The following is a 25712-nucleotide window of genomic DNA, read 5'->3' on the forward strand; positions in this document are numbered from 1 at the left end:
CGGCGCACCTACTCACCGAAGGAGTTGCAGCACAGTGCAGCCCACCATCGATCCGACCGTGGTCATCGTGCCAGGATTGCGCGATCACGTCCTCGACCACTGGCAGACCAGGCTCGCCGCAGAGCTCGAACAGGTGCGAATCGTGCCGCCGCTGGAGCAGGACGGGCTCAGTCTCGCCGCACGGGTGGCGGCGTTGGATCGGGTGCTGTCCGCTGTGTCGGGTCCGGTGGTGCTGGTCGCCCACAGTGCCGGAGTGATGACCACCGTGCAGTGGGCGCAGCGGCCGACTCGGGATATCCACAGCGCCTTACTCGCTACCCCAGCGGATATCGAAACTGCTTTTCCCCCTGGATATCCGACCACCGAAGAGTTGAATCATCATGGATGGCTGCCGATTCCGCGCGGCCGCCTCCCGTTTCCGAGTATCGCGGCCGCGAGTACCACCGATCCGCTGGCGTCCTTCCGGAGAGTTGCGGGAATGGCGGAGGCGTGGGGGAGTCGACTCGTCGACCTCGGTGATGTCGGGCATCTCAATCCCGCTTCGGGTTTCGGTCCCTGGAGTCGTGCCCGGGAGTTGCTGACCGAGACCGTCGACCTGGTGCGGGCGCGCTGACCGAGTCGGCGCCGGCGGCCGCCGCCGCCCGCCACTGGCTCGGGCTGGACCCGTGTCGACTGCGGAACCAGCGGGTGAAACTCGCGGGGCTGGAGAAGCCCAGCATGTCGGCGATCTCGGTGAACGGTCGCCGCTGGTTCTCCACCGCTCGTCGTGCGAGATCGACGCGAGTGTTCTCCAGGATCTCCGAATAGGTGCACCCCTCGTCGGCCAGGCGGCGATGCACGGTGCGGCGGTCGACGCCGAGGCTGCGGGCGACCTGATCGACGGAGCAGCGTCCGGTCGGCAGCAGCAGTTCCACGAGTTCCTGCACCCGATCGCGAACCGCCGTCTCCGCTGTGGCGCTCACCGAGTCGAGCAACTGCTGGGCATAGGGCCGCAGCAGCGGATCCGACATCGGGTTCGCGGTGTCGAGATCCGTTGTGTACAGGGTCATTCCGGTGAACTCGTGGTCGAATTTCAGCTGCAGGCCGAACAGCCGCCGATGGGTGGTCCGATCGTGCGGTGCGGGATGGGCGAAGGTGGTTTCGGCGGGCTGCCAGTTCGGTCCGAGGAATCCCCGCAGAATTCCGTGCATCGCCCCGATGGCGAGTTCGGTGGCCTGGCGGGTGCTGCGGCGCTCGCCGACGTCCAGATGCAGGCGAACGCTGGCGAAGCCGTTGCGTTCGGTGAGCCGGATGTAGAGCGATTCGTTGTAGGTGTGCTGGTGGCGGACCATCAGTTCGAGTGCGCTGCGCACATCGGGTTCCTCGCGGATGACCAAGCCGAGCGGGCCGAGATTGGACAGGCGTCGCCGTTCGGCGAGCAGGAGGCCGAAGTCCTCGCGGCCGGATTCGGCGGCGGAGCGCTCCAGCAGCTCGGTGACGGCCGAGGCGGGCACCCACCGATCCTGCATGCTCAGGCTCGCGGGATCCATTCCCGCCTCGCGGACCAGCCGGGCCGGATCGAGGCCGAGGGACTGCCCCAGAGCCACGTAATCGTTCAAGGCCGCATACCGCGCGAGGGGCTTCATGGCCGCCTTCGATGTCCCGGATTGTTTGTATCCATGTCCCCCAGAGTAAAGCACCGAGGGTCACTCCGGCCTAATGTCGTCTGCATCACATCGGGATGGCGCGATGTCCGGCATCGTGCCCGAAATGCGTTGCGGCGCAATCCGTATCTGTCACAGGCCTCGGTGCGGCGGGTGTGCCGCCTCGGTTCGTAGGAGCATCCATGCAGTTGCACACCACCCCAGGGACACCGGCGGCGGACGGTCCGATCGACTCGGTGGGAAATACGGGGCGCACACGGATGTATCCGTGGTTGGTCTTCGTCCTCACCTTCGCCCTGCTGCTCGCCGACTACATGTCCCGGCAGGTCCTGAGTGCCGTTTTCCCGGTGTTGAAAACTCAATGGGGGTTGACCGATTCACGGCTCGGATCGCTCAACAGCGTGGTGGCACTGATGGTCGGACTGCTGACCTTTCCGCTGTCCCTGCTGGCCGACCGATGGGGACGGGTCAAGAGCCTCGTGCTGATGGCCACGCTCTGGAGCGTCGCGACGCTGCTGTGTGCCGTCGCAGCGAACTACCACCAGATGCTCGGCGCTCGATTCCTGGTCGGAGTCGGCGAGGCGGCGTACGGAAGTGTCGGAATCGCCTTGGTACTGGGCATTTTCGGCTCGCGCGTCCATGCCGCGCTGGGTGGCGCGTTCATGGCCGGTGGTTCGTTCGGATCGGTGCTCGGTGTCGCCGCGGGCGGTGCGATCGCGGTTCATCTCGGCTGGCGCTGGTCGTTCGTCACCATGGCGCTGGTGGGTCTGGTTCTGGCCGCGCTGTTCGGTGCGCTGGTCAGTGAGCGGAAACTCGCGCGGTATGTCGACCGAGGATCGGCGGAATCCGTGCGGCACAGTCGGTTCCGGGCTCCCATCTCGACGTTGTTCACCAACCCCGCGGTGTGGTGCGCCTACGTCGGCGGTGGCGCGCAGCTGTTCACCGCGGCGGTGCTGCTCGCGTGGACGCCGAGCTTCTTCAACCGCGTCTACGGTCTGGCCACCGATACCGCCGCTGCCGCCGCGTCGGGCGTGGTGCTGCTGGTCGGCGCGGGAATGGTGTGTTGCGGCGTCGTCGCCGATCGGATCGGCCGCCGCGATCTGTCGCGCAAATGGCCGGCAGCGGTCGCATTCTGTGCGGTCTCGCTGATCTGCTTGATGCTCGGGTTCAGCATCGAGCCCGGCCCGGCGCAGCTGATTCTGATCGGTATCGGTGCGTGGTTCTCCGGCGGTTCCTCGGGGCCGATCGCCGCGGTGGTCGCCGATCTCACCCACTCCTCGGTCCGCGCCTCGGCGATGGGAATGCTGACCCTGTCCGACAGTCTGCTCGGAATGGCGTTGGGGCCCTTCGTGGTCGGCCTGCTCGCTGATCGTTGCGGCCTGACCGCCGCGCTGCGGCTGGCACCGCTGGCCTATCTCGTCGCGATTGCCGCGCTGGTGGCGGGCAGGTGTCTGTATCCGGCCGGACTGCGGAAACTCGCCGCCGTTCACGACCGATGATTCGGTCTACTCCAGGCCGCCGTCCTGAACGCCTCGGCAGGCCAGGTCGACGAGTTCACCCGCGGGGCCCGCGAGGCGCCGGGGTGAGCGCCACACCGCTCGCAGCAGTCTCGACAGGTCCAGGCCTTGGACCTCGACGGTTCGCAATGCGCCCGAACTCAGGTGATCGCCGACCGCCAAGGTGCTCAGCACGGCGGGACCCACTCCTTCCAATACGCTGGTGCGGATTGCCGCGGCGCTGCCCAATTCCAGCAGCGGCTCCGCCCGGTCGTATTCCTGCAACGCCATGTCCAGCGTATTCCGCATACCCGATCCGGGTTCTCGAACCACCAGCGGCGTCGCTGCCAATTCGGCAATCGGAATCGGCTTCCCGCTTCGAGCCCACGGATGCTCGGGATGTACGACGACGACGAGTTTGTCCCGGGCAACAACGATACTGTGCAATTCGGACGGAACCGTCGGTGATTCCACGAAGCCGACCCCGCATTCACCGCTGATCACCCGCTCGAATACCTGGGTGGAATTGTAAACCTGGAGATGAACAGTTATTTCCGGATGTAATCCGCGCAGGCGGCCGAGCCAGCGCGGCATCAGATGTTCGGCGACCGTCATACTCGCGCCCACCGTGAGTTCCGGTGAATGTCCGATGCGTAATCCCTCGGCGACGTCGAGAAGTTTGTTCGCGTCGGCCAGGACGATCCGCGCCCAGTGTGCGACGACGGTTCCCTGCGCCGTCAATGATGACCCGCTGGTCTTGCGTTCCAGCAGTGGCACGCCGAACTGCCGCTCCAGCCGCTTGACGGCGCGGCTCGCATTGGGTTGCGGAATCCCCAGCTTGCGACCTGCGGCGCTGAGGCTCCCGTAGTCGTCGACGCCTACCAGCAGCTCCAATGCACCGAAATCCGGGAACCGCCTCGACATGCGTCGACGATATAGCCTCGCGCAGGGGTATGTCCATCTGATATGGCCTCATGTAGAAAAGCGGGCTTCCGCATCTCCCGGTAATGCCCGACTGTGAATTCATGAGCACTCGAGTGAATGGTGACGCGGCTGGCGTGGTCGAGGACGTTGCGCAATCACGCCGTTCGCGCACGATTGCCGCAGCGACCGCGCTGGCGCCCGGTTCGGCGCTGTGCGTCCTCGCCACGGCGATCGCGATGACGGTGAATTACTTTCTGCCGACGATCAGCCCGTTGCTGATCGCGATAGTACTGGGCGCAATTCTCACGAATGTGGTGCGAATACCCGAGCGCATTCAGCCCGGATTGCAGTTCTCCGCCAAGCGACTGCTCCGGGTCGGTGTGGCTCTGCTCGGTCTGCAACTCATGGTGCGAAATATCATCGATCTCGGTTGGGGAATGATCGTGGTCGTGATCGCGATCGTCTTCCTGGGCATCGCCGGGACGATGTTCGCCGGAAAACTTCTCGGCCTCAGCTGGACGCAGCGACTGCTCATCGCGTGCGGATTCTCCATCTGCGGCGCGGCCGCCGTCGCCGCGGTCGACGGTGTCGTGGATGCCGACGAACAGGAGGTGGTCGCCGCGGTCGCGCTGGTCATTCTGTTCGGCACGCTGATGATTCCGGTCGTTCCGTTGCTGTCGCACGAGTTCGGCCTGTCCGACCAGACCGCCGGGCTGTGGGCGGGTGGTTCGATCCACGAGGTCGCACAGGTCGTCGCGGCCAGCAGCGCGATCGGCGGTGCGGCACTGGGCGTGGCGGTGGTGGTGAAACTCGCGCGCGTGCTGATGCTGGCTCCGGTGATGCTGACTCTCAGTGTGCGGCAACGCAATCGGCTCGGATCCGACGCCGGTGTGAAACGTCCGCCACTCGTCCCGCTGTTCGTCGTCGCCTTCCTGGTCTGCGTTCTGCTCCGTTCCTCCGGACTGCTGCCCGGCGTGATTCTGGACAATGCGAAGACCGCGCAGACGATCCTGCTGACCGCCGCGATGTTCGCCCTGGGGTGTGGTGTGCGCGCGGCCACCATCGCGAAGGTCGGCGCTCGGCCCCTGGTCCTGGCGGTCCTGTCCACTGTCTGGGTCGCGACGATCGCGTTGACCGGCGTGCTGATCGCTTCGTAGATCGGGTGTGTGCTGGTCGCGAAGCGCCGGAAGATACTGCACCTGCGAGTTGTTGTGCGTGGGAGGTTCGATCACACGCGTCCTCGAGCAGATCGGGGAGCGCGGCGTGGCACGGTGGTGCGGGCATAAATCGATTGCCGCTCACCAGGGCAGATGTGCTAGAAGGGTGTACATGAAGGAGCAGGGGCGCAAGGTTATCGCCACCAACCGGCGAGCGCGGCACAACTACGCGATCCTCGACACTTACGAGGCCGGGGTCGCGCTGGTCGGTACCGAGGTCAAGAGCCTGCGCGAGGGTAAAGCGTCGCTGGTGGACGCATACGCCACCATCGACGACGGTGAGGTGTGGCTGCGTGGGCTGCACATTCCCGAATACGGGCACGGCACGTGGACCAACCATTCGCCGCGCCGCACCCGCAAACTGCTGATGCACCGCCGGGAGATCGACAAGCTCACCGGCAAGGTGAAGGAGAGCAATCAGACGCTGGTCCCGCTGTCGATGTACTTCTCCGACGGCAAGGTCAAGGTGGAGCTCGCGTTGGCCAAGGGCAAGCAGGACTACGACAAACGTCAGGATCTGGCCCGCCGCACGATGGAGCGGGAGGTGACTCGGGAGCTCGGTCGACGCGTGAAGGGTATGCGTTGATCGGAGTTCTCCTGGCGCTGCTGGCGGCGGTCGGTTACGGCGTGAGCGATTTCGCGGGTGGGGTCGCGTCGCGGCGGGTTGCCGCGTTGCGGGTGGTGATCGTGTCCTATCCGCTGTCGGTGCTGATCCTGTTGGTCGTCGCGCCGCTGGTCGGCGGGCATTGTGATACGGCTTCGATGCTGTGGGGCCTGGCTTCGGGGGTGGCGAGCGGGCTCGCGGTGTGGTGGTTCTACGCGGCGCTGGCCAGTGGGCCGATGGCGGTGGTCTCACCGCTGACGGCGGTGCTGGTTGCCGGGGTTCCGGTGCTGGTCGGGATGGTGACCGGGGAGCGGTCGAGTCCGCCCGCGTATGTCGGGATCGCGTGTGCGTTGATCGCGGTGGTGTTGGTCAGCAAGGAATCGCCCGATGACGTGACCGAGGAGATCACCGGCGGCCGGAAGCTGCGATTCGATCGTCGCGTCGCCTTGCTGACGGTCGGCTCGGGTCTGGCGTTCGGCCTGGCCTTCGTCTGTCTGCACGAAACCACGCCGTCCTCGGGCGTGTGGCCGGTGCTGCTCTCGCGTGTCGCGGCGACCGTCGTCGTCTGGGTGGCGGCGCTGGCTGCCGGTCAGTTCCGCGCGCCGCGCGGCGAGCCGTTGCGGCTGGCCTGCTACGTCAGCGTTCTGGACGTGCTGGCGAATGTGGCCATGCAGTACGCCTTCCATTCCGGTCTGCTGTCCCTGATCAGCGTGATCGGCTCGCTCTACCCGGCGGCGACGGTTCTGCTGGCCATGGTTCTGCTCGGCGAACGGGCCGGACCGCTGCAGAAGATCGGCATGGCGATGGCGCTGGGGTCCGTCGCGCTGATCGCCACGGCCTGAAAGTCAGTGCGCCAGTTCCTCCGCCGAGTCGTGACCGGCTGCGCTGGTTCGGCGCAGGAAGTCGGCGATGACCTCGAGTTCGGCGTCGGTGTAGTCGGCGCAGACCTCGTCCATACGCTGGGTCATTCCCGAGAAAAGTTGGTACAGAACGGGATTGCGGTCGCGCACCGGGCGCAGGGTGACCGCGCGGCGGTCGGCGGATTCGGGGTCGCGCTCGCGCACGATCCAGCCCGCCTTCTGCAGGCGATCCAGGATTCCGGTCAGGGTGGCCGGGTGCACTCCGGCCAGGCGGCCCAGTGCGGTGGGGGACAGCGGTCCGTGCCGGTTGACCAGATCCAGACAGGTCCAATCGATATCGCGGAGTTCGACCCGGTTCCCGAAGCGTCGATTGAGCAGGGACAGCTGAATGTTCAGATCGCGCAACGCATCCCGGACCGCGACGGTGAGCTGACGGTGTCGTCGCGTCGCGGTCCGATCGGCGTCGGGGCTCATGCGCGGGCCCCGCGAGTGCTCGGTTGTCCGGTGCCCTCGAACGAGGGGTCGCCGAGGGTGCGGTCGCCCATCTGCCGTCCTCACGTCGGATCGTATGAAACTCATACGGTATCGCGTCGTCGGGCCGCGCCGCCGCACCGATCCGCCCGGGAACGATCCGGATCAGGCGGGTTCGACGCGGAACACCGCGATCCGGTCCGCGGCGGCGGCGACTCCGTCGGGTGTCGCCTCGTCCGCCAGCCCCGTGGTGACGAATCGGGATCCGACACTGGACGGGCTGGTGGCGACCAGATTGCGCAGGACCGGGCCGCGCTGGTCCACGGGTAGCTCGACCAGGCGGGCCGTGCTGGACCGGCGGCCGCGAGTCAGCGTGACCGTGTCGGCCGCGCGCACGTTGGCGACCCAGGCGGCCTTCGGGAATGCCTGGAAGATGTATCGGCCGCCGTCGAGTTCGTTCACCGCGATCGGAAAGGTGAGCAATCGTCCGCTCCGCCGACCCGTGACGGTCAGCAGCTGCATCGGCCCGAAGGCGATGCCCAGGCGCTGCAACCCGGTGATGACCTTGTTGATCGTGTTGGTCGTCCGGCGGTATCTGTCTGCGTTCATGCGACCGATCGTACGCCTGGAAGTACGAGATGCATATAGTACGGAACTCGTAGCTTCTCGAGGCCGGGACCGCCGACCCGCCGGTGTGGCAGGGAATGACTTGTGCGCGCGGGGTGTTACTATGAACAGCCCGGTCACCAGCCGGGCACTTGGATTGAAGTACGGGGCTGAACGGTTTCGACTACGTGCGTCGATTCAGGGGAAGCGTGTCGGTGCAGGCAAGAGACCACCGTAAGCGTCGCTGCAACCCTATAAGCGCCGATTCCAATCAGCGCGACTACGCTCTCGCTGCCTAAGCAGTAGAGCGTGTCTGTCAGCCCGGGTTCGCCTTCGGCCCGGCCCCTGGCATCAGCTAGAAGGCTCACCGTCCTGCTCGGTCGCGGAGTAGGACGGGACAACCAACAGCGACTGGGATCGTCATCTCGGCTCGTTCGCAAGACTGAGAGATCCAAGCAGAGACACCGCGAACTGCACACGGAGAAGCCCTGGAGAAGCGGCGGAGGACCCGGGTTCGATTCCCGGCAGCTCCACTGAGGCAAGAGCCGCAGGTCAGCGACCTGCGGCTCTTGCTTTTTGCGAGACCCACACCGATCTACAGAGCGCTCGCAAGGCTGTGCTGGAACCAGACATTGTCGTTGAATCCGTACCGGAGAGTTGTCAAGTCGGCCACGACCTTGCCGGGAACCACGAAGAGGTTCCCTGCCGGTTGCGCAACGGTGGTTCCCGGTTCGTACTTCAATGCGCTACGGACTCGGTCGACCAGTTCTCCGATCGAAGTCTCCCGCGAGTCCGCCTGAGTTCTGATGGCGTCCATTTTCTCGGTGATCTGATTCTTTGCCGTCTCGGGCATCGGTCGGTCCACAATCTGTGCCCACATGCCGACCGGCAGGGTGAAGCCCATTATCGACAGCTGCTCCATCAACCCCGTAGCAATACCGGCTGCCTGGTTGTACACGAGTCGCTCCAGGCATTCGCCCGCCTTCTCCAAGGTTTTGGCGATGGAATCCATGTCGGTGCCGCGCTCGAAGATCGAAGACTGCAGAGTGCTGATCGCATTGGAATAGGATCGGGCGGCATCTCCCGACCACTGCGAGGTCAACCAGTGGGATCCGTTGCTCAGGTTGCCAGCAGTAAGGGTATCGTTTCCGGCGAGGTGTCGGATCCATTGTCCGAAGGTCTGGAGAGTCTCCCAATCGCCGATCAGTGGTGTGAGGTACTTCTCCGCTGGTTTGATCCCGATGGACTTCTGTAGGCGATCGTCGAATATGGCGATCGTGTCGCGGACGGCCGTGACGGTGGCACTCAATGTCAGACTACCGGACTGCACGTCGGGGAGGTGCAGTGACTGCATTCCGCGGAACCGGAGTATTTCGGCGGAAGTTCCTGCCTGGGATGGCAGCGAAAGTCCCGAAAGGGAGTTCACCGCCCTCGCCCATGTGGTGTCCTGCTGCTGGAAATTTCGAACGGTGGTGGTGAGATTCGATCCCAACTGCTGGATCTGATCGTTGTTCTTCGAACTGAGCGCAGACACAGCGCTACTGAAGTCCTGAAGCGAGGGCGCGATGGTGGCCAGCAGGCCTCCGGTTCCTGTCTTCAGAGACAATCCGGATGTCGCCCTGCTCGTGTTGGACAACAGGCTCTCGCCGGCGTCGGTCAGATCTTTCGCGAAGCCGCTCAGGGCCGCCGACGTGACCGTTACTTCGTTCGACAAGATCCCGCCCTCCTGTGGAGGTCGGATCCGGAGCCCTTCAGAATGGGCCGATTCCGCTGTCCCCCAACGTCAACCACTCTCGCGATCGTATCAGGAGCCGTATCCTGTGCGGTAGTGTCGATGCGGCGGCTGCCCTACAACCGATCTGGTCGACATCGGTGGTGGCGCCACTATTTGTCTTGACGAGAGTTCTTCTCGCACAGTATGATCCAGGCGATTTAAGGCGTTCCGAGACCGGATCGCTTCATCGATCAGGGGTGAGTTGAGGGGGCTTTTTTGCATCCACCTGCTGAACGACCGACTCCCGGCTATGGTCCACCGGAAAATCGCCCGAGATACGGCTGGAGAACCAATGTTTGGGATTGGCAGACCACAAACGATTACATGACAGAGGTTGTCGCGGCACGTATGGACTTCGCTCATCACGGATGGGATTTCGCCGCAGATCAACTCGATTTCTATCTGGCCAACCATGAGGAAGGAACCAGATATACGATTCGCGACCGTGACATGCGTCAGGTTCTGGCGACGAGTGATATGCGGGGGCGTATCGAGAATGCTATGTCCGAGATCAAAACCAACGCAAAGCGGGCCGTTCTGGCCAACCGGCTTCTTTATGGCATGACTATGGAGATCACGACCGATTGGGCTCCCGCAGGCCCCTCGGACAACGAAGATGTCCATAATGCTCTCGGGCATTACTGGATGTCCGTCGGCGCGGATGTGGTTGTTGCGAGGCCCGCCGATGACGGATCGGCCTTGTCGGCGTTGATTACGTCGAGGCTGTATGTCAGCGACTTTTATTATTTCCATGGTACTGTCGGCGGCACGATGGGTGCGGAACTCGATCGTGCTTGCGTCTGGCTCGAAGAGGCCGGTAGTGCGCGCAGCTATAGAGCGAATGGTGAAGCAGACATAGATTGCAGGTCGGAAACTCTTCCTTGAAGAATGCTGAACATCAACCCGAAGGTGGTCATGGGGAAGGTAATCGCCACGATTGCTGGTGTACTTCTACTGGCAGTTGCGGGGTGTTCGAATTCCACGCCGGCGGATCAGGCTCTGAACAAGGCGTCGGAGTGTGGCCACATCAAGTTTCGACATCCGCCGCAGATTTTGTCCACGAGTGGGGACACTACGTGGAACGGTGATGCCTTGGTGGCATTCGTGGCACAGGTTCCGACGAATGAGATCTCCGACTTCATTACGATGTCGGGACTTCCACAGTTCACCCCGGGTATACCGCAGGACTGGTTGCGACCCGGCCGCTGGCAGAAGGAAGAGTGGGCATCCGGTCTGCGTACCGCAGATCCGGGCTCGACCCGGTCCGTGCACGTAGAGCAGCCACCTCAGAGGTGGGTTGCTGTCGAGGACCGCAAGGATGGCACGTCGAAAGTGTTCCTTTACCTGACATGTTTCTAGTCGGCGACCCCGAAGATTCGGGCGACGTTCGTTTGGTCCGGGCCTTTGATTGCTACTCGTCGCAGCTGTGGTGGATTCAGGCTGTGTCGGTGCGCGAAATTTTGGCTTGGGTCAGGCCTGCGCGTTCGGCGAGGTCGGATTGGGTGAGTCCGAGTTCGGTGCGGCGGTCGTAGACGGCTTTGGCCAGTGCCATGGAGAGCCGGATTTCGCGGCGGGCCTCGGTGACATCGTCGGGTTCGGTGTAACCCTCTGCGAGTTTGCGTTCCCGGAGGATCTTCCAGCGTGCGTGGCTCATCGGTCCAGTTCTCCCTTCTCGATTGTGCGAATGAATTCTTGCTGTGCGGGTTCGTGTTCGGCCTGGCAGGTCTGTTGGGCGGGGACGGTGAGTGTTGCGAAACGTGTTGCGGTCGTTGTCCATTCCTTGTCGGTGATGTAGGCGAGGTAGCCGTCCGGGCGGATCAGGATGTGTGCTGGGGAGGGGCAGGCGAAGGTTTGGGCGACCTTTGATTGGTCCGGGCCTTCGATTGGGACTCGGTGGAGGGGGGCTCCGGTTGTGGGCCAGGGGATTTCGGGCAGGGCGGTGATTGCGGGGGTGCCGATGGCCAGGAGGGTGAAGTGGGGGCCGCGGAGGTGGTCGAAGAGGCGTTGGGGGCCGGTGTGTGGGTCGTGCCATCGGAGGTCGGGGGCGCGGTCGCCGGCGGTTGGGGTGGTTGTCGTGGCGGCGGGGGCCAGGGGGCCGCCGCGGTAGCCGAGGGAGAGTTGGCGTACCTCGTCGCCGCGGGTCGTGGCCGCTAGTGGGCGGCCTTTGGTGTCGGCGTAGAGCTCGCTGGACAGACCCAATACTCGTGCCGCGATGGGGCGGCGTTCTGCTTCGTAGGTGTCGAGCAGGGTGTCGGGTGCGCCGGCGAGTACCTGGCCGAGTTTCCAGCCGAGGTTGTAGGCGTCCTGGACGCCGGTGTTGAGCCCCTGTGCGCCGGTCGGTGGGTGTACGTGGGCGGCGTCGCCGGCCAGGAGCACCCGCCCGGTGCGGTAGTGGTGGGCGAGGCGGATGTTGGGGCGCCACACCGACTTCCAGCGCACGGCGTCGACTGCGAGGCGGCGGGTGCCGGCATAGGTGTGGATCCGGCGTTCGATGGCTTCCGGGCCGGTGTCGGCGTCCTCGCCGGGACGCAGTTTGACCATGAGCTGGAAGAGGCGTTCGTCGTCGCCGGGCAGCGGGCACAGCGCCAGGAACCGTCCCTTGCGGGCCGGCCAGATATGCCAGTGGTCGCGGGACAGGCCGCGCACCAGCAGGTCCGCGACGATCATGCGGTCGCTGTCGTCGGTGCTGCCGGCGAACTCGATCCCGCAGGCCGCGCGCACCTTGCTCGCGCCGCCGTCCGCGCCGACGAGATAGCGGGTGCGCACCTGTTCGGTGCCGGTCGCGGTTTCGAGGGTGGCCGTGACACCGTCGCTGTCCTGCTCCAGAGCGGTCAGCCGGGTGTCGAACTCCACGAGCCCGCCGAGCTTCTCGACTCGGCGGCGGAGGGCGGCGTCGGTGTCGTACTGGGCGACCAGCAGCGTGTTCGGGTAGGGCACGTCGTCGCTGGGCTCGCGCACGTCGAACATGGTGCGGGGCAGGACGAACGGGCCGAGATGGATGCCGAGTTTCGGGTAGTTCGTGCTGTGCTCGATGATCTCGTCCAGGACGCCGAGATCCTCGAAGATCTCCTGGGTGCGGGGCTGGATTCCTTTGGCGCGGGAGCCGGGGAAACTTTGGTCGGCTGCGCTGACGACCCGAACATTGATGTTGCGGCGCAACAGGTCTGCGGCGATCGTGAGCCCGGCGGGGCCGCCTCCGACGATCAGGACTTCGGGTGACTCGGTCATGGGGTGTCCGGCCTTTCACAGGGGGCATGGGGACAGCGCGATTCGTCCCGTCGTGCGGATCGCGTATGTGCGGGGTTGGCGCTCTGGCGCCGGTCAGAGCGTGGCGCTGCCGAACATGCGGGCGTGCAGCCCATCGAGGACGATGTCCAGTCCGCTGTCGAAGCGGTCCTCGATGAACTGGTGCCGTATCCCGGCCAGCGAACGCAGATGCTCGAGTTCGTTGCCGAGCACGGTGTCGCGCAGGTACTGATCGATCTCGGGATGTCCGGCGTAGGGCGTGAGGACGCCGGGCGCCGGGTTCACGGCGTAGCCGAACACGAAGTTCTTGACCGTGCCTACGGCCAGCGTCACATGCTGCGGTTCCAGCCGCGGGGTGATGTCCGGATCGGTCAGCGCCCGCACGTGGTCGTTCCAGTTGCTCAGTTGCCCGGGGCCGGGCAACGTCCCCGGACGCCCGAGGGCGTGGACGAACCACGGGTGCGCGCGGTACAGCTCGAGTGTGTCGCGTCCGATCGAACGCAGCCGCTCCCGCCAGGTGTCACCGACGGGAGCCTGCTGTGCGGCGAAAACCCGGTCGACCATGAGCTCGACGAGTTGTTCCTTGGTGTCGACGTACCAGTAGAGCGACATCGCCGTGATGCCCAGTTCACCGGCGACCCGGCGCATCGACAACGCGTCCAGCCCGTCCCGGTCGGCGAGCGCGATCGCGGTGTTCGCCAGATCGTTCTGGGTGAAGGCCTGCCCCCGGGCCGCGCGCGGGGTCCGCACGGGACGTATCCACACAGAGCCGTGCGTGCGCTCGCCGGTCGACATACCTGGCCATTCTAGTGATCGGGTTCCGCGCCCCGACGGGTCCGACCTCGTCAGGTCCCACCGGGTGCGCTGCCCCGGCGACCACGTGCCGGGCAACCGCAGCCCGGACGTCACGGACCGGAACGACATCGCTGATCACCGCGCGAGCGAGGCCGGACGGCCGCGCAACACCAGCAGGACCGAGGCGACGATGTCGCCGATCGCGACCGTCAGCGTCCACGATCCCGCCGCGGCCGATATGCCCGCCGCCGGGAGCACGACCGGGAAGATCACCAGCGCCGAGCACACCACCGCGGCGACGTCGGCCGCGAGGGTGATCTGCCGGGCGCGGATGCAGATTCCGCCCGGATGCGAGTCCGTCTCGGGCACCGACGAGTAGTCGACGCTCCGGGCCCGCACCACGCCCGCGGCCGCGGTCAGCACCATGCCGAGCAGCACCACCGGCAGCATGGTGGAGGAGGCGAATACGTGTCCGCCGCTGTTGCGCAGCGTCACCAGTGCGAGCAGCAGCGCGATCGCCGGGAGCATCAACCGGCGTTTGAGGCTGAGCCCGATGCCTTCCCGCCAGGCGCGTGCCATCAGCACTCGCATGACGACCACCAGCACGATCGTTCCTGCCCCACCGAACATCGTTCTCAGCTCCTCCGACTCAAACTTCCCATACGGTGTATGGCTAGTAACGGTAGCGCGCCGAGACCGAATTAGCCATACGCTGTATGGGAAGTTTCGAAGAGTTCGGAATCAGGCCAGTCCGTGATTGCGGGTGTCCGGCGTTGTTCAGCGACGACGAGGCGGCTGTCGCGACGACTCTGCTCGCCGTCCTGCCGGGGTCGCGAAGCTGAACCGGGAGCCGTCCGGAGCAAACTCGCTGTGGCTGCTGCGCATGGCGATCGTTCGCCGTCACATCCCGCACGAGGGTCGGGTGCGGCTGATCTGACGGTCGGTCGGCGAGAGCGCGCTCAGTGTGAGCCGGTCGGGAGAGGGATGCCGCCGAGGGTGGGTGCCCAGATGTTGGTGATCGGCGCGGCGTGCGCGGATTCGCCCAGGGGTGGGAGGGCGTACGCGTCTTCGAGGGTGCGTAGGACCGAGTAGTGGTCGATGCGCTGGCTGTATCGGCCGGGGTTGATGCCTGTACCGTAGAAGATGGTGGGGATGTGGTTGGCGCGGGTGCCTTCGTCTTCGTCGAAGGTCACCACCAGGAGGCTGTTGTTCGCCTTGGCCCAGTCGGCGTAGCCGCCGAGGTTGTTGCGCAGCCAGGTGTCGCCGGTGGAAACCGGGCAGTCGTGGATGTCGTTGCACATGTCCGGGCTGACGAACGAGACCGTGGGTAGCCGCGAGTAGTCCCTGGGGAACGCGGCGAAGGTCTGGTTCGCGGCGGGCGGGACGTCGGCGAAGTCCACCCAGCTGTTGTGTTTGCGTGCGTACCGGCCGTTGCTGCCGGTGCAAGCGGTGTAGCCGGGCGTCGGCATCGACTCGGCGTAGCCGGTGAACGAGTGTCCGGTCGCGGCGAGTGCGGTGCTCAGATTCGGCCCACCGAGGTTGTGCGGGCAGCTGTCGTCGGTCACGCCCTGCGTGCTGCCGGAGAACAACGCGATGTAGTTCGGCTGGCTGGGATGGGTCTGCGCATGCGCGTCGGTGAACAGCGCGCCGCTGTCGGCGAGATGATTGAAATAGGGCGCTCGCGAGCTGCCGATGATCGAATCGAATCCGACGTTCTCGAACATCACCAGCACGATGTGATCGAACCTCGGGACGGCCGCGGACGCGGTGGCCGGGACCAAGGCGGCCGCGACACCGAGAATCACCGTCCCGGCCAGGACCGAGACGAGTCGAGCCATTCCAGAGATCCCACGCATCGGCACTCCTGACGACAACGACGAGACGCCGCTCACAGTAGTGCCCGCCGGTAACCGTTCCTCGAACGGGGTGTGACGAGCTCGAATCCGATCACCGCGATCGGATTCGATACTCGCGGTCCGAGTTTCAGTCCGCTTCGCCGTAGGCGGCGGCTACGTCCTGGGAGCTGGTCCAGCGGGTGTAGGTGGGGGATTGGGGCCAGCCGGTGGGGGAATCCTGCCACTCTTCCTGGCGGCCGTAGGGGAGCAGGTCGATGAGGGAGAAGGTGTGGCTGAGTTGTTCGGTGCCGCGGCCGTTGGTGTGCCAGGTGCGGTAGACGGTGTCGTCGTGGCGCAGGAAGACGTTGACTGCGAAGCCGCTGTTGGGGGGTGCGCCGACCTCGGCGCCGAACGGGCTGTGCGCGGTGGAGTACCAGGGCATCTTGTTGCCGACGCGGCGCTTGTAGGCCAGGGCCTCGTCGATCGGGCCCTGGGTGACGATGACGAAACGCGCGTCGTAGTTGTCCAGGAACTCCAAACGCGTGAATTGCGAGGTGAATCCGGTGCAGCCGGGGCACTGCCACTGCTCGCCCTCGAACCACATGTGGTTGTAGACGATCAGCTGTGATCGGCCGTCGAAGATGTCCGCCAGGCGGACCGGACCCTGCTCGCCCTCGAGGGTGTAGTCGGGCAGTTCGACCATCGGCAGGCGGCGGCGCTGGGCGGCGATCGCGTCGAGCTCGCGGGTCGCGGCCTTCTCCCGGACGCGCAGTGCGTCGAGTTCGCGTTGCCAGGTCTCGGCGTCGACGACGGGTGGCAGTGCATCGGTACTCATGGGGTCCTCCCTGACGGTCCACAGCGTGCGGGTCATCGATGTGGACCGCGTCCGTTCGCCGAATTCATCGGTGATCGCCGCCTTTTCTCGGCTGGGTTTCCGAACCGCGGTCTCATCCCGGCATTTCGGCCACCGGACCATGGCGACGGGGCGGTCCGCGCGTCGGAGACGGACGGACCGCCCCGACCGAATCACTCGTGCTTCAGTGAGTGGAGATTGGGCGAGTCGGCGGCCGGGAAGTCGCTTTTCCAACCGCCGTTCACGTGCATGATCATGCCGCCGGTGTAGTTGTAGCCGGTGAAGCCGTCCCATACCAGCGAGGTGCGGTTCCAGACCGAATGCACATGTCCGTCAACGCCTTGCAGGCGCAGATCGGACGATCCGACCTTGAAGTAGGCGATCGCGCCACCGCCGCCGGCCCCGGTGAAGACGCAGAAATTACCGGTAGGGCACCGGTCGTAGCCTGTCGCGGCCTGAGCCGGGGCGGCGAACGAGATGACCCCCGTCAGAGCGGCGGTTGTCATCGCTGCGGCGGCGATTGTCCTGAATGTCATGCTCTGTCTCCTTCTCATCTGAAATTCGATGGGGCACAGTTATTTCACAGGGAAGGCCGAGCATGCATCGGATTTAATGCCGGATGGGATCAAGGCCGGATCCGGCCGCACGAGTCGATCTGCCCAGTTGTCCGGGTAGTCAGCCGTCGACAGCGGGACACCAGGGGATGCGCCGCTGGACCGAGCGGTCAGGGAACGGAATAGACGACGAGGATCTGGTCCGGGGCGTCGGTGACGGCGAACGACGCGTGGGTGAGGGTGAGCGGCCCGCGCGTCGGGTGATGCAGGCGTTTGGTGCCGGAGTGGCTGGTCGCGATGTCGTAGCGGGGCCACCAGGCCGCGGCCTCGGCGCTACCCTCCCGGAGTTCGGTCGCCAGACGAGCGAATCGGGGATCACCGGGGTGGCGACCGGCGTTGGTGCGCAGGCGGGCCAGGACGGACTGGGCCACCTCGGTCCAGTCCAGCAGGATTCGGCGGGCGGCGGGGTCGAGGAAGACCCAGCGTGCGAGATTCGGTGCGGCGCAGGCAGATCGGTCGATCATGCCCGAGAAGTATTCCGCCGCAGCGTCGTTCCAGGCCAGGATGTCGGTGGTCGCGCCGGTGATGTACGCGGGGGCGGGGGAGAGCAGTGCGGGGATGGCGGCGACCTCGGGGGCGAGGATTTCCCTCGGAGGCGGGGGAGTCGATCCGGCGGTGTCGTCGGCCAGGGTGCGGAGGTGGGCGCGTTCGTCGGGGGTCAGGCGCAGGGCGTCGGCGATGGCGGTGAGCACCTGGTCCGACGGGTTCACATCGCGACCCTGCTCCAGGTACGCGTACCAGGTCGTGCTGACCCCGGACAACACCGCGAGCTCCTCGCGCCGCAGGCCGGGCGTGCGGCGACGGTCCGAACCGGGCAGCCCCACCTCGGCGGGAGTGGTGCGTTCGCGGCGGGCACGTAGAAATGCGCCGAGTTCGCGGCGGCGGGCCAGCGTCGCCGGCCGCTGTGTTCCGTTCCCCGCACTGTCCACGATCTCCGATTCCGCGATCACGTACTTCTGGATACCACGTCGAGCAGGTCCCGGAGCAGTCGGCGACCGGATCCGAATTCGCCCGCGGCCGTCGTGACCGTGTACCGGGCAGCCTGGTACTCCCGGTTCCACGATCACGCGATTCTGGATGGCGCGACGGGTCGGTAGTGGACTGGGGATATGAAGGCATGGCAGATGACAGCACTCGACAGCGGCCTGAACCTCGCGGACGTCCCGGAACCGCGATTGCGCGGTGGCGGGGCCACGCTCGAGGTGCTCGCCTCGATGATCCCCGCGTACACCGGGCAGCTCGTGGCCGGTGGTCGCGGCGGGTTCCCGACACCGATCGTATTGGGCCCCTGCGGAATTGCGCGGGTCACCGAAGCCGCCGACGACGTGTTCGCGGTGCAGCCGGGCGACATCGTCGCCGCCAACGCGATGTTCCGCTCGAATCGCACCGACGACCCGCAGGAGGTGTTGCTGAGCTGGACCGGGATCGGCGGCGACGGGCGGCCCACCCCGACCACGGATCGGATGCGCGAGATCTGGCGGGACGGCCTGTTCGCCGAACGCGCACTGCAACCCGAACGCACGCTCGTCGCGCTGCCCGGCGCGCAGGACTATCCGGCGCCCGAACGGCTGGCCTTCCTGCAATGGCTGGGCATCGCCGGGGAGGGAATCGAGCGGGCAGGTGTTCGCCCCGGTCACACGGTCGGCGTCGTCGGCGCGACCGGGCAGCTCGGTTCGGCGGCGGTTCTGCTGGCGCTCGCGCGCGGTGCGTCGGCGGTGGTCGCGGTCGGCCGCAATCGCACGTCGCTCGACGCACTGGCCGCTCTGGATCCGCGCGTGCTGACCGTGCCGCTGTCCGGTGAACGCGAGGTCGACGCTCGGGCGATTCGCGCGGCGGCCGGGCCGCTGGACGCGGTCGTCGACACCCTCGGCATGGTGCCCTCGCCGGAGCCGACGATGGCCGGGTACGACGCGATCCGCACCGACGGGACCTGGGTTCTGGTCGGCGGCGTGCGCCACGAACTGCCCATTCCCTACCACGACCTGATGCACCGCCGGCTGACCGTGCGCGGCTCGTGGATGGCGCACGACACGACGGTGCGCGAGGTGTGGTCGATGATCCGGCACGGTGTGCTGGACCTGTCGGTCCTGAACGTCACGGTGGTCGGCCTGGCCGATCCCGCGGCGGCCCTGTCCGCCGCGGCCGATGCGCACGGCCTGAACATCGTCGTCCTCATGCCCTGACCGGGTTGCGATTGCGTGTTCGACGGGCCGAAGTGCGCGGGTTCCTCTAGCGTGAGCTGGTCGACGCTGAGAGGGGTTCGGGATGCGCACCGGGATGTTGAGTGTGGTCGAGCTGGTGGAGCGGGTCGAGGAGGGGACGTTGGACACCGTGCTGGTCGCGGTGACCGATATGCAGGGCCGGCTGCAGGGGAAGCGTTGTTCGGCACGGTATTTCGTGGACGAGGTGCTCGCGCACGGCGCCGAGGCGTGCAACTACCTGCTGGCGGTGGATGTGGAGATGACACCGGTGCAGGGCTATGCGATGTCCTCCTGGGACACCGGATACGGCGATTTCGCGTTGCGGCCGGATATGAGCACCGCCCGGCTGCTGCCGTGGTGGCCGGGCACCGCGCTGGTGCTCTGCGATATCGCCCATGTCGACGCGACCGGCAGATCCGGCAGTGTGCCGGTCGCGGTGTCGCCGCGGCAGGTGCTGCGCCGGCAGCTGGATCGGTTGGCGGAGCACGGATTACGCGCCTATGTCGGCACCGAGCTCGAATTCCTGGTCTTCGACGACAGTTACGAGTCGGCCTGGCGTTCGGGCTATCGCGATCTCACCGCAGCCAATCAGTACAACGTCGACTACTCCCTGCTCGGCACCTCCCGGATCGAACCGCTGCTGCGCCGCATTCGCGGCGAGATGTCCGGCGCGGGACTGTATGTCGAATCGGCCAAGGGGGAATGCCGACCCGGCCAGCATGAGATCGCCTTCCGCTACGACGAGGCGCTGAACACCTGCGACAACCACAGCATCTACAAGACCGGCGCCAAGGAGATCGCCGCCCAGGAGGGCCGGAGCCTGTCGTTCATGGCGAAATTCGATGAGCACGAGGGGAATTCGTGCCACATCCATCTGAGCCTGCGGGACGAGCAGGACCGGCCGGTGTTCGCCAAGGACGACGGTGAACCCTCGGCGCTGATGCGGCACTTCCTGGCCGGACAGCTGGACTGCCTGCGTGAGTTCACCTATCTGTACGCGCCGAACATCAACTCCTACAAGCGATTCGTCGCCGGGAGCTTCGCGCCGACGGTCGCCGCGTGGGGCCGGGACAACCGCACCTGCGCGTTGCGCGTGGTCGGCAACGGCTCGTCGCTGCGCATGGAGAATCGGGTCCCCGGCGGGGATGTGAATCCGTATCTGGCCGTGGCCGGACTGATCGCGGCGGGCCTGTACGGCATCGAGCGCAACCTTCCGCTCGAGCCCGAATTCCACGGCAACGCCTACCGGTCGCAGCGCCCGCGCGTGCCCGGTACGCTGCGCGAAGCCGCGCAGCTGTTCGGCGAGAGCACGGTGGCGCAGGCGGCGTTCGGCGAGGACGTGGTGCGGCACTACCGGAACGCGGCGCAGGTCGAACTGGACGCCTTCGACGCCGCGGTCACCGATTGGGAACGCGTGCGCGGTTTCGAACGGCTCTGAGGCGAAAGGAGTGTCGACGGTGACAATCGTGCAGGTGATCAATCCCGCCACCGAACAGCCCGTGGCAACGGTGGAATCGACCGATCTCGCGCGGACCGATGCCGCGATCGCGCGCTCGGCCGAGGCGGCGGCGTCCTGGCGAGCGGTCGCGCCGGGGGATCGGGCCCGGCTGCTGCGTCGTTTCGCCGCGGCCGTGGATGCCGATCTGGAGCATCTGGCCCGGCTCGAGGTCGCCAATTCCGGGCACACCATCGGTAATGCGCGCTGGGAGGCCGGGAACGTCCGCGATGTGCTCGACTACTGCGCGGGTATGCCGGAACGCTTGCTGGGCAACCAGATTCCCGTGCCCGGCGGGGTGGACGTCACCTTCTGCGAACCGCTGGGCGTGGTCGGGGTGATCGTGCCGTGGAATTTCCCGATGCCGATCGCCGGCTGGGGTTTCGCGCCCGCGCTGGCGGCGGGGAACACCGTGGTCCTCAAACCGGCCGAGTTGACCCCGCTGACCGCGATCCGGCTCGGCGAACTCGCCCTCGAGGCGGGTCTGCCTCCGGATGTCTTCCAGGTCCTGCCTGGCAAGGGCTCCGTGGTGGGGCAGCGGTTCGTGACCCATCCGGCCGTGCGCAAGGTGGTCTTCACCGGATCCACCGAGGTGGGGCGCGAGATCATGGCCGGATGCGCGCGGCAGGTCAAACGCGTCACGCTGGAACTGGGCGGTAAGAGCGCCAATATCGTCTTCGCCGACGCCGATCTGGAATCCGCCGCGGCCACCGCGCCCGCCGGTGTGTTCGACAACGCCGGTCAGGACTGCTGTGCCAGATCGCGGATTCTGGTGCAGCGCAGCGTCTTCGATACGTTCCTGGAACTTCTCGAACCGGCCGTGCGGGCGGTGCGGGTGGGTGATCCGGCCGAGGAGTCGACCGAGATGGGCCCGCTGATCTCGGCCGAACACCGCGAGCGGGTCGCCGGATTCGTCGACTCCTCGACCACGGTCGCCTACACCGGGACGAATCCGTCCGGGCCCGGATTCTGGTATCCGCCAACGGTTGTGCTGCCCGGCAGCGCGTCGGAGCGGATTGCCACCGAGGAGATCTTCGGTCCGATCGTGGCGTTGCTGCCGTTCGAGGACGAGGCCGAGGCGATCGCGCTGGCCAATGCCACCGAGTACGGGCTGTCCGGTTCGATCTGGACCCGCGATGTCGGTCGGGCGCTGCGCGTCTCGCGTGCGGTGGAGGCCGGGAACCTGTCCGTGAATTCGCATGCCTCCGTGCGGTATTGGACACCGTTCGGCGGATTCAAACAGTCCGGTCTGGGCCGTGAACTCGGTCCGGACGCGGCGCGTGCGTTCACCGAGACCAAGAACGTCTTCATCGCCACCGAATAGCCGTCCGGCACCATCGCATTCACATCTCCCCGCTCCGGAACGTCCGGAGTTCGTTCGCAGAGGAGTCATCGTGCAGCGCTTACAGGATCGCGTCGCCGTCGTCACCGGCGGCGGCAGCGGTATCGGCCTGGCCACCGTCCGCCGCTTCGCGCAGGAGGGTGCGCGGGTGGTGGTCGCCGATATCGATGATGCCGCGGGCGAATCCGCCGCCGCGGAGGTCGACGGACGGTTCGTGCGCACCGATGTCACCGACGAGGAGCAGGTGCGGGCGCTGTTCCAGACGGCGGTGGAGGTCTACGGCGGGCTCGACATCGCGTTCAACAACGCGGGAATCTCACCGCCGGAAGACGATTCGATCCTCACCACCGGCCTGGACGCCTGGCAGCGGGTGCAGCAGGTCAATCTGACCTCGGTCTACCTGTGCAGCAAGTACGCCATCGAACACATGCTGACCCGGGGTAAGGGATCGGTGATCAATACCGCGTCCTTCGTCGCGGTCATGGGCGCGGCCACCTCGCAGATCTCCTACACCGCCTCCAAGGGCGGCGTGCTGGCGATGAGCCGCGAGCTCGGAGTTCAGTTCGCCCGTCAGGGAATTCGGGTGAACGCCCTGTGCCCCGGACCGGTCAACACTCCGCTGCTCCAGGAGCTGTTCGCCAAGGATCCCGAACGTGCCGCGCGTCGCCTCGTGCACATTCCGATCGGCCGTTTCGCCGAGCCGGAGGAGATCGCGGCCGCGGTGGCCTTCCTGGCCAGCGACGACTCCTCGTTCATCACCGCGTCACAGTTCCTGGTCGACGGCGGCATCGCGGGCGCGTACGTGACGCCGCTGTAGGGACGCGCAATTCGGGCTGTGGCAGCCGGGTGTCTGGTCTGCCTCAGCCCGAATTGCGTTGATAGCAAGGATAATTCGGCTCAGCGTCGCTTGAACAGTCGGGAAACGCCGCCCGAGGAATTCGGCGGGGCGCTCACCGCGGACAGCGCCGCGTAGTCCTCGTCGGACAGCGAAACCGTCGCCGCGGCAACGTTTTCCTCGAGGTGGGCGACGCTCGAGGTGCCCGGGATCGGCAGCATCACCGGCGAGCGGCGCAGCAGCCAGGCCAGGGCCAGCTGGGATGGGGTGGCCTCGTGGTTCTTGGCGATCTCGTCGAGCGGGCCGCCGGAGCGGGCGAGTTTACCGGTGGCCATCGGGAACCACGGGATGAAGGCGATCTGATTCGTCTCGCAGTGGTCGACCAGCTTCTCGGAGCTGCGGTCGGCCAGGTTGTACAGATTCTGCACCGAGACGATGGTCGCCAGTTTGCGCGCGGCCTCCAGCTGCGCGACGGTGACCTGGGACAGGCCGATGTGCCGGATCTTGCCTTCCTTCTGCAGCGCCACCAGCTCGCCGATCTGGTCGGCGAGCGGCACCTTCGGATCGATCCGGTGCAACTGGTACAGGTCGATGCGCTCGAGCCCGAGGTGTCGCAGGCTCAATTCCAGCTGCTGGCGCAGATATTCGGGCCGTCCCAGCGGCAGCCACACGTCCGGGCCCGGCCGGGTCAGACCGGCCTTGGTCGCGATGACCACGTCGTCGGCGTAGGGGTGCAGGGCCTTGCGGATGAGGGTCTCGCTGACGAACGGGCCGTAGGAGTCCGCGGTGTCGATGAAGTTGACGCCGAGTTCCACCGCGCGGCGTAGCAGCCGCACCACCTCGTCCGGGTCCTTCGGCTCGCCCCACACGCCCGAACCGGTGATCTGCATGGCGCCGTAACCGAGGCGGTGAATGGGCAGATCGCCGCCGAGGGTGAAGGTTCCGGATGCGGCGGCAGGACGTGAGTCGGTGGACATGGCCACCACCCTAGCCACCCCGGGCCGCCGAAGCAGTAGTTCCCTCCGCCGCACCACCTGCCTATGGGCCAACGAAATTTGGTATATGCCAGTAAATGGTGGCATATACCACTGGATCGGCGTAGGGTCATCCGGGCGCCGACCGGCGCGAAACCTAGGGGATGCGCCGCGGCCCGCGGTACCCTTCCGGCCACGGCGCATCCCGTCCCAGTGAAGGAATGCCCGCACGATGACGACCGCCGTGACCCGCCGCGAACACGATCTGCTGGGGGACCGCGACGTTCCCGCCGACGCCTACTGGGGTGTGCACACCCTGCGCGCGAGCGAGAACTTCCCGATCACCGGCACCCCGCTGGCCGCGTATCCGCATCTGATCACCGCGCTGGCCGCGGTGAAGGAGGCCGCCGCGCGAGCCAACGAGGAACTCGGTCTGCTCGCTCCGCACAAGGCCGCGGCCATCTCGGCGGCCTGCCGGGAGATCCGCGAACAGGGTCGGCTGCGCGATCAGTTCATCGTGGACGTCATCCAGGGCGGTGCGGGCACCTCGACGAATATGAACGCCAACGAGGTGATCGCGAACCGGGCCCTGGAGATCCTCGGACACGCCAAGGGTGAATACGCGCACCTGCATCCGAACGACGACGTCAACCTCAGCCAGTCCACCAACGACGCCTATCCGACCGCGGTGCGGGTGGCGACGATTCTGGCCGTGCACGAGCTGCTCGAGTCGATGACGGTGCTGCGCAACGCCTTCGCCGACAAGGCGACCGAGTTCCACGACGTGCTCAAGATGGGCCGCACCCAGTTGCAGGACGCCGTGCCGATGACGCTCGGCCAGGAGTTCTCCACCTACGCGGTGATGCTGGAGGAGGATCAGAGCCGGCTGGCCGAGGCGGTGGTGCTGATGGAGGAGATCAATCTGGGCGCCACCGCGATCGGCACCGGGCTCAATGCGCCCGAGGGGTACGCCGAGGCCGCACGGGGCCACCTGGCCGCCATTACCGGGCTGCCCCTGGTGACCGCGGCCAATCTGGTCGAGGCGACCCAGGATTGCGGTGCGTTCGTGCAGCTTTCGGGTGTGCTCAAGCGGATCGCGGTGAAACTGTCCAAGAGCTGCAACGATCTGCGACTGCTGTCCTCGGGACCGCGCGCCGGGCTCAACGAGATCGATCTGCCTGCGGTGCAGGCGGGTTCGTCGATCATGCCCGGCAAGGTCAATCCGGTGATTCCGGAGGTGGTCAATCAGGTGGCCTTCGAGGTGATCGGCAACGATATGACGATCACCATGGCCGCGGAGGCGGGGCAGTTGCAGCTCAACGCATTCGAGCCGATCATCCTGCACTCGCTGTCCAAGAGCATCGTGCACCTGGGTGCGGCCTGCCGCACCCTCGCGGAACGGTGCGTCGCGGGGATCACCGCCAACGCCGAGGTCACCCGTGCGATGGTGCAGAACTCCATCGGTCTGGTCACCGCGCTGAACCCCTATATCGGATATCTCGCCGCGACCGAGATCGCCAAGGAGGCACTGGTTTCCGGCCGCGGGGTGGCCGAGCTGGTGCTGGAGAAGGGGCTGCTGCCGCCCGAGCGGCTCGCCGACATCCTGCGTCCCGAGCTGGTCGCCGGCGTGAAGCCCGTCGTCGCCTGATTCTTCCGATACGTTGCGGGCGAAGGTATCCCGCGCTCGCACACGCCAGACGGGGCCCGGTCCGTGGGGATACGGACCGGGCCCCGCGTCATCGCCGACGAATCGGCGTGAAATTCAGCGCGGCGCCATGCGGATCGCGCCATCCAGGCGGATGGTCTCACCGTTGAGCATCGGGTTCTCCACGATGTGCCGGGCCAGGGCCGCGTACTCGACCGGGTCACCCAGACGCGCCGGATGCGGCACCTGCGCACCCAGCGCGGCGATCGCCTCCTCGGGCAG

The 25712-nt window shown here is 66.3% G+C and carries 25 protein-coding genes, 1 other RNA gene and 1 pseudogene; 12 read left to right on the forward strand and 15 right to left on the reverse strand.

Annotated features, from left to right (window positions below):
- The first annotated feature begins 34 nt into the window (after positions 1 to 34).
- Entirely contained in the window at positions 35 to 613 is a 579-nt protein-coding gene (locus tag K7711_RS41905) for an RBBP9/YdeN family alpha/beta hydrolase (protein WP_308015193.1), read from the forward strand.
- On the opposite strand, the gene K7711_RS41910 is transcribed toward K7711_RS41905, so the two are convergent.
- Positions 531 to 1625: an AraC family transcriptional regulator gene (locus K7711_RS41910; RefSeq protein WP_222977757.1), complete on the reverse strand. Its 1095-nt coding sequence runs from the start codon at positions 1623 to 1625 to the stop codon at positions 531 to 533. The genes K7711_RS41905 and K7711_RS41910 overlap by 83 nt on opposite strands.
- Before the next feature lie 200 nt (positions 1626 to 1825).
- On the opposite strand from K7711_RS41910, the gene K7711_RS41915 reads away from it, so the two are divergent.
- On the forward strand, positions 1826 to 3142 hold the full coding sequence (locus tag K7711_RS41915) for an MFS transporter (RefSeq protein ID WP_222977758.1): 1317 nt from the start codon (positions 1826 to 1828) through the stop codon (positions 3140 to 3142).
- Between the two features lie 6 nt (positions 3143 to 3148).
- Here K7711_RS41915 and K7711_RS41920 read toward each other — a convergent pair whose 3' ends face one another.
- On the reverse strand, positions 3149 to 4063 hold the full coding sequence (locus tag K7711_RS41920; protein ID WP_222977760.1) for a LysR family transcriptional regulator: 915 nt from the start codon (positions 4061 to 4063) through the stop codon (positions 3149 to 3151).
- Between the two features lie 101 nt (positions 4064 to 4164).
- On the opposite strand from K7711_RS41920, the gene K7711_RS41925 reads away from it, so the two are divergent.
- From K7711_RS41925 to K7711_RS41935, 3 genes are all read left to right on the forward strand, one after another.
- Positions 4165 to 5220, forward strand: coding sequence for a YeiH family protein (locus tag K7711_RS41925; RefSeq protein ID WP_222977763.1), 1056 nt, complete (start codon positions 4165 to 4167; stop codon positions 5218 to 5220).
- 172 nt (positions 5221 to 5392) lie between these two features.
- Entirely contained in the window at positions 5393 to 5866 is a 474-nt protein-coding gene (smpB, locus tag K7711_RS41930) for an SsrA-binding protein SmpB (protein WP_067897081.1), read from the forward strand.
- Complete coding sequence (locus K7711_RS41935) at positions 5863 to 6726, forward strand: DMT family transporter (RefSeq protein ID WP_222977765.1); 864 nt, start codon at positions 5863 to 5865, stop codon at positions 6724 to 6726. The genes smpB and K7711_RS41935 overlap by 4 nt, the downstream gene beginning before the upstream one ends.
- 3 nt (positions 6727 to 6729) lie before the next feature.
- On the opposite strand, the gene K7711_RS41940 is transcribed toward K7711_RS41935, so the two are convergent.
- Both K7711_RS41940 and K7711_RS41945 read right to left on the reverse strand, forming a co-directional pair.
- Positions 6730 to 7218 (reverse strand): MarR family transcriptional regulator, encoded by a 489-nt coding sequence (locus K7711_RS41940; protein ID WP_222977767.1) that lies wholly within the window; start codon positions 7216 to 7218, stop codon positions 6730 to 6732.
- 162 nt (positions 7219 to 7380) lie between these two features.
- Complete coding sequence (locus K7711_RS41945; protein ID WP_222977769.1) at positions 7381 to 7824, reverse strand: nitroreductase/quinone reductase family protein; 444 nt, start codon at positions 7822 to 7824, stop codon at positions 7381 to 7383.
- A 163-nt stretch (positions 7825 to 7987) separates the two neighbouring features.
- Between K7711_RS41945 and ssrA the strand changes: the two genes are divergently transcribed.
- Positions 7988 to 8357: a transfer-messenger RNA gene (ssrA, locus tag K7711_RS41950) on the forward strand.
- A gap of 59 nt (positions 8358 to 8416) precedes the next feature.
- On the opposite strand, the gene K7711_RS41955 is transcribed toward ssrA, so the two are convergent.
- Positions 8417 to 9535 (reverse strand): type VII secretion target, encoded by a 1119-nt coding sequence (locus K7711_RS41955; protein WP_222977773.1) that lies wholly within the window; start codon positions 9533 to 9535, stop codon positions 8417 to 8419.
- Between the two features lie 384 nt (positions 9536 to 9919).
- Between K7711_RS41955 and K7711_RS41960 the strand changes: the two genes are divergently transcribed.
- On the forward strand, positions 9920 to 10480 hold the full coding sequence (locus K7711_RS41960) for a hypothetical protein (RefSeq protein ID WP_222977775.1): 561 nt from the start codon (positions 9920 to 9922) through the stop codon (positions 10478 to 10480).
- A 550-nt stretch (positions 10481 to 11030) separates the two neighbouring features.
- Here the strand turns inward: K7711_RS41960 and K7711_RS41965 are convergent.
- The 8 genes from K7711_RS41965 to K7711_RS42000 form a co-directional block, all read right to left on the reverse strand.
- Positions 11031 to 11249, reverse strand: a complete 219-nt coding sequence (locus K7711_RS41965; RefSeq protein ID WP_222977776.1) for a helix-turn-helix domain-containing protein — start codon at positions 11247 to 11249, stop codon at positions 11031 to 11033.
- Entirely contained in the window at positions 11246 to 12823 is a 1578-nt protein-coding gene (locus tag K7711_RS41970) for an FAD-dependent monooxygenase (protein ID WP_222977778.1), read from the reverse strand. Before K7711_RS41970 ends, K7711_RS41965 begins: the two co-directional genes overlap by 4 nt.
- A gap of 93 nt (positions 12824 to 12916) precedes the next feature.
- On the reverse strand, positions 12917 to 13636 hold the full coding sequence (locus tag K7711_RS41975) for a TetR/AcrR family transcriptional regulator (protein ID WP_222977779.1): 720 nt from the start codon (positions 13634 to 13636) through the stop codon (positions 12917 to 12919).
- 135 nt (positions 13637 to 13771) lie between these two features.
- A complete protein-coding gene (locus tag K7711_RS48740) occupies positions 13772 to 14266 on the reverse strand; it encodes a hypothetical protein (protein ID WP_222977780.1) in 495 nt (164 codons plus the stop codon).
- 329 nt (positions 14267 to 14595) lie between these two features.
- A complete protein-coding gene (locus K7711_RS41985; RefSeq protein ID WP_235748626.1) occupies positions 14596 to 15492 on the reverse strand; it encodes an alkaline phosphatase family protein in 897 nt (298 codons plus the stop codon).
- 127 nt (positions 15493 to 15619) lie between these two features.
- Positions 15620 to 16306 carry a DUF899 domain-containing protein gene (locus tag K7711_RS41990; RefSeq protein WP_222977782.1) on the reverse strand — a complete coding sequence of 229 codons (687 nt, stop codon included), beginning with the start codon at positions 16304 to 16306 and terminating at the stop codon, positions 15620 to 15622.
- 191 nt (positions 16307 to 16497) lie between these two features.
- Positions 16498 to 16860, reverse strand: coding sequence for a peptidase inhibitor family I36 protein (locus K7711_RS41995; RefSeq protein ID WP_222977785.1), 363 nt, complete (start codon positions 16858 to 16860; stop codon positions 16498 to 16500).
- A gap of 188 nt (positions 16861 to 17048) precedes the next feature.
- Positions 17049 to 17888, reverse strand: a complete 840-nt coding sequence (locus tag K7711_RS42000; protein ID WP_222977787.1) for a helix-turn-helix transcriptional regulator — start codon at positions 17886 to 17888, stop codon at positions 17049 to 17051.
- Positions 17889 to 18062: 174 nt separating this feature from the next.
- Here K7711_RS42000 and K7711_RS42005 point away from each other — a divergent pair, with 174 nt between their 5' ends.
- From K7711_RS42005 to K7711_RS42020, 4 genes are all read left to right on the forward strand, one after another.
- Complete coding sequence (locus tag K7711_RS42005) at positions 18063 to 19121, forward strand: zinc-binding dehydrogenase (RefSeq protein WP_222977789.1); 1059 nt, start codon at positions 18063 to 18065, stop codon at positions 19119 to 19121.
- Positions 19122 to 19203: 82 nt separating this feature from the next.
- Positions 19204 to 20577: a glutamine synthetase family protein gene (locus K7711_RS42010; protein WP_222977791.1), complete on the forward strand. Its 1374-nt coding sequence runs from the start codon at positions 19204 to 19206 to the stop codon at positions 20575 to 20577.
- A gap of 19 nt (positions 20578 to 20596) precedes the next feature.
- Positions 20597 to 21958 carry an aldehyde dehydrogenase family protein gene (locus K7711_RS42015; protein ID WP_222977793.1) on the forward strand — a complete coding sequence of 454 codons (1362 nt, stop codon included), beginning with the start codon at positions 20597 to 20599 and terminating at the stop codon, positions 21956 to 21958.
- Between the two features lie 67 nt (positions 21959 to 22025).
- On the forward strand, positions 22026 to 22793 hold the full coding sequence (locus tag K7711_RS42020) for a 3-oxoacyl-ACP reductase (RefSeq protein ID WP_040827094.1): 768 nt from the start codon (positions 22026 to 22028) through the stop codon (positions 22791 to 22793).
- 80 nt (positions 22794 to 22873) lie between these two features.
- Here the strand turns inward: K7711_RS42020 and K7711_RS42025 are convergent, their stop codons facing one another.
- The gene (locus tag K7711_RS42025) at positions 22874 to 23788 is read right to left on the reverse strand and encodes an aldo/keto reductase (protein WP_222977795.1); all 915 of its coding nucleotides are present in this window, start codon (positions 23786 to 23788) and stop codon (positions 22874 to 22876) included.
- A 229-nt stretch (positions 23789 to 24017) separates the two neighbouring features.
- On the opposite strand from K7711_RS42025, the gene aspA reads away from it, so the two are divergent.
- Positions 24018 to 25433 (forward strand): aspartate ammonia-lyase, encoded by a 1416-nt coding sequence (aspA, locus tag K7711_RS42030; RefSeq protein ID WP_222977799.1) that lies wholly within the window; start codon positions 24018 to 24020, stop codon positions 25431 to 25433.
- A 114-nt stretch (positions 25434 to 25547) separates the two neighbouring features.
- Here the strand turns inward: aspA and K7711_RS42035 are convergent.
- Positions 25548 to 25712, reverse strand: a pseudogene (locus K7711_RS42035) (3-hydroxyacyl-CoA dehydrogenase); the annotation flags it as partial.

The organism is Nocardia coffeae (genome assembly GCF_019890715.1).
GTDB classification, from domain to species: domain Bacteria; phylum Actinomycetota; class Actinomycetes; order Mycobacteriales; family Mycobacteriaceae; genus Nocardia; species Nocardia jiangxiensis.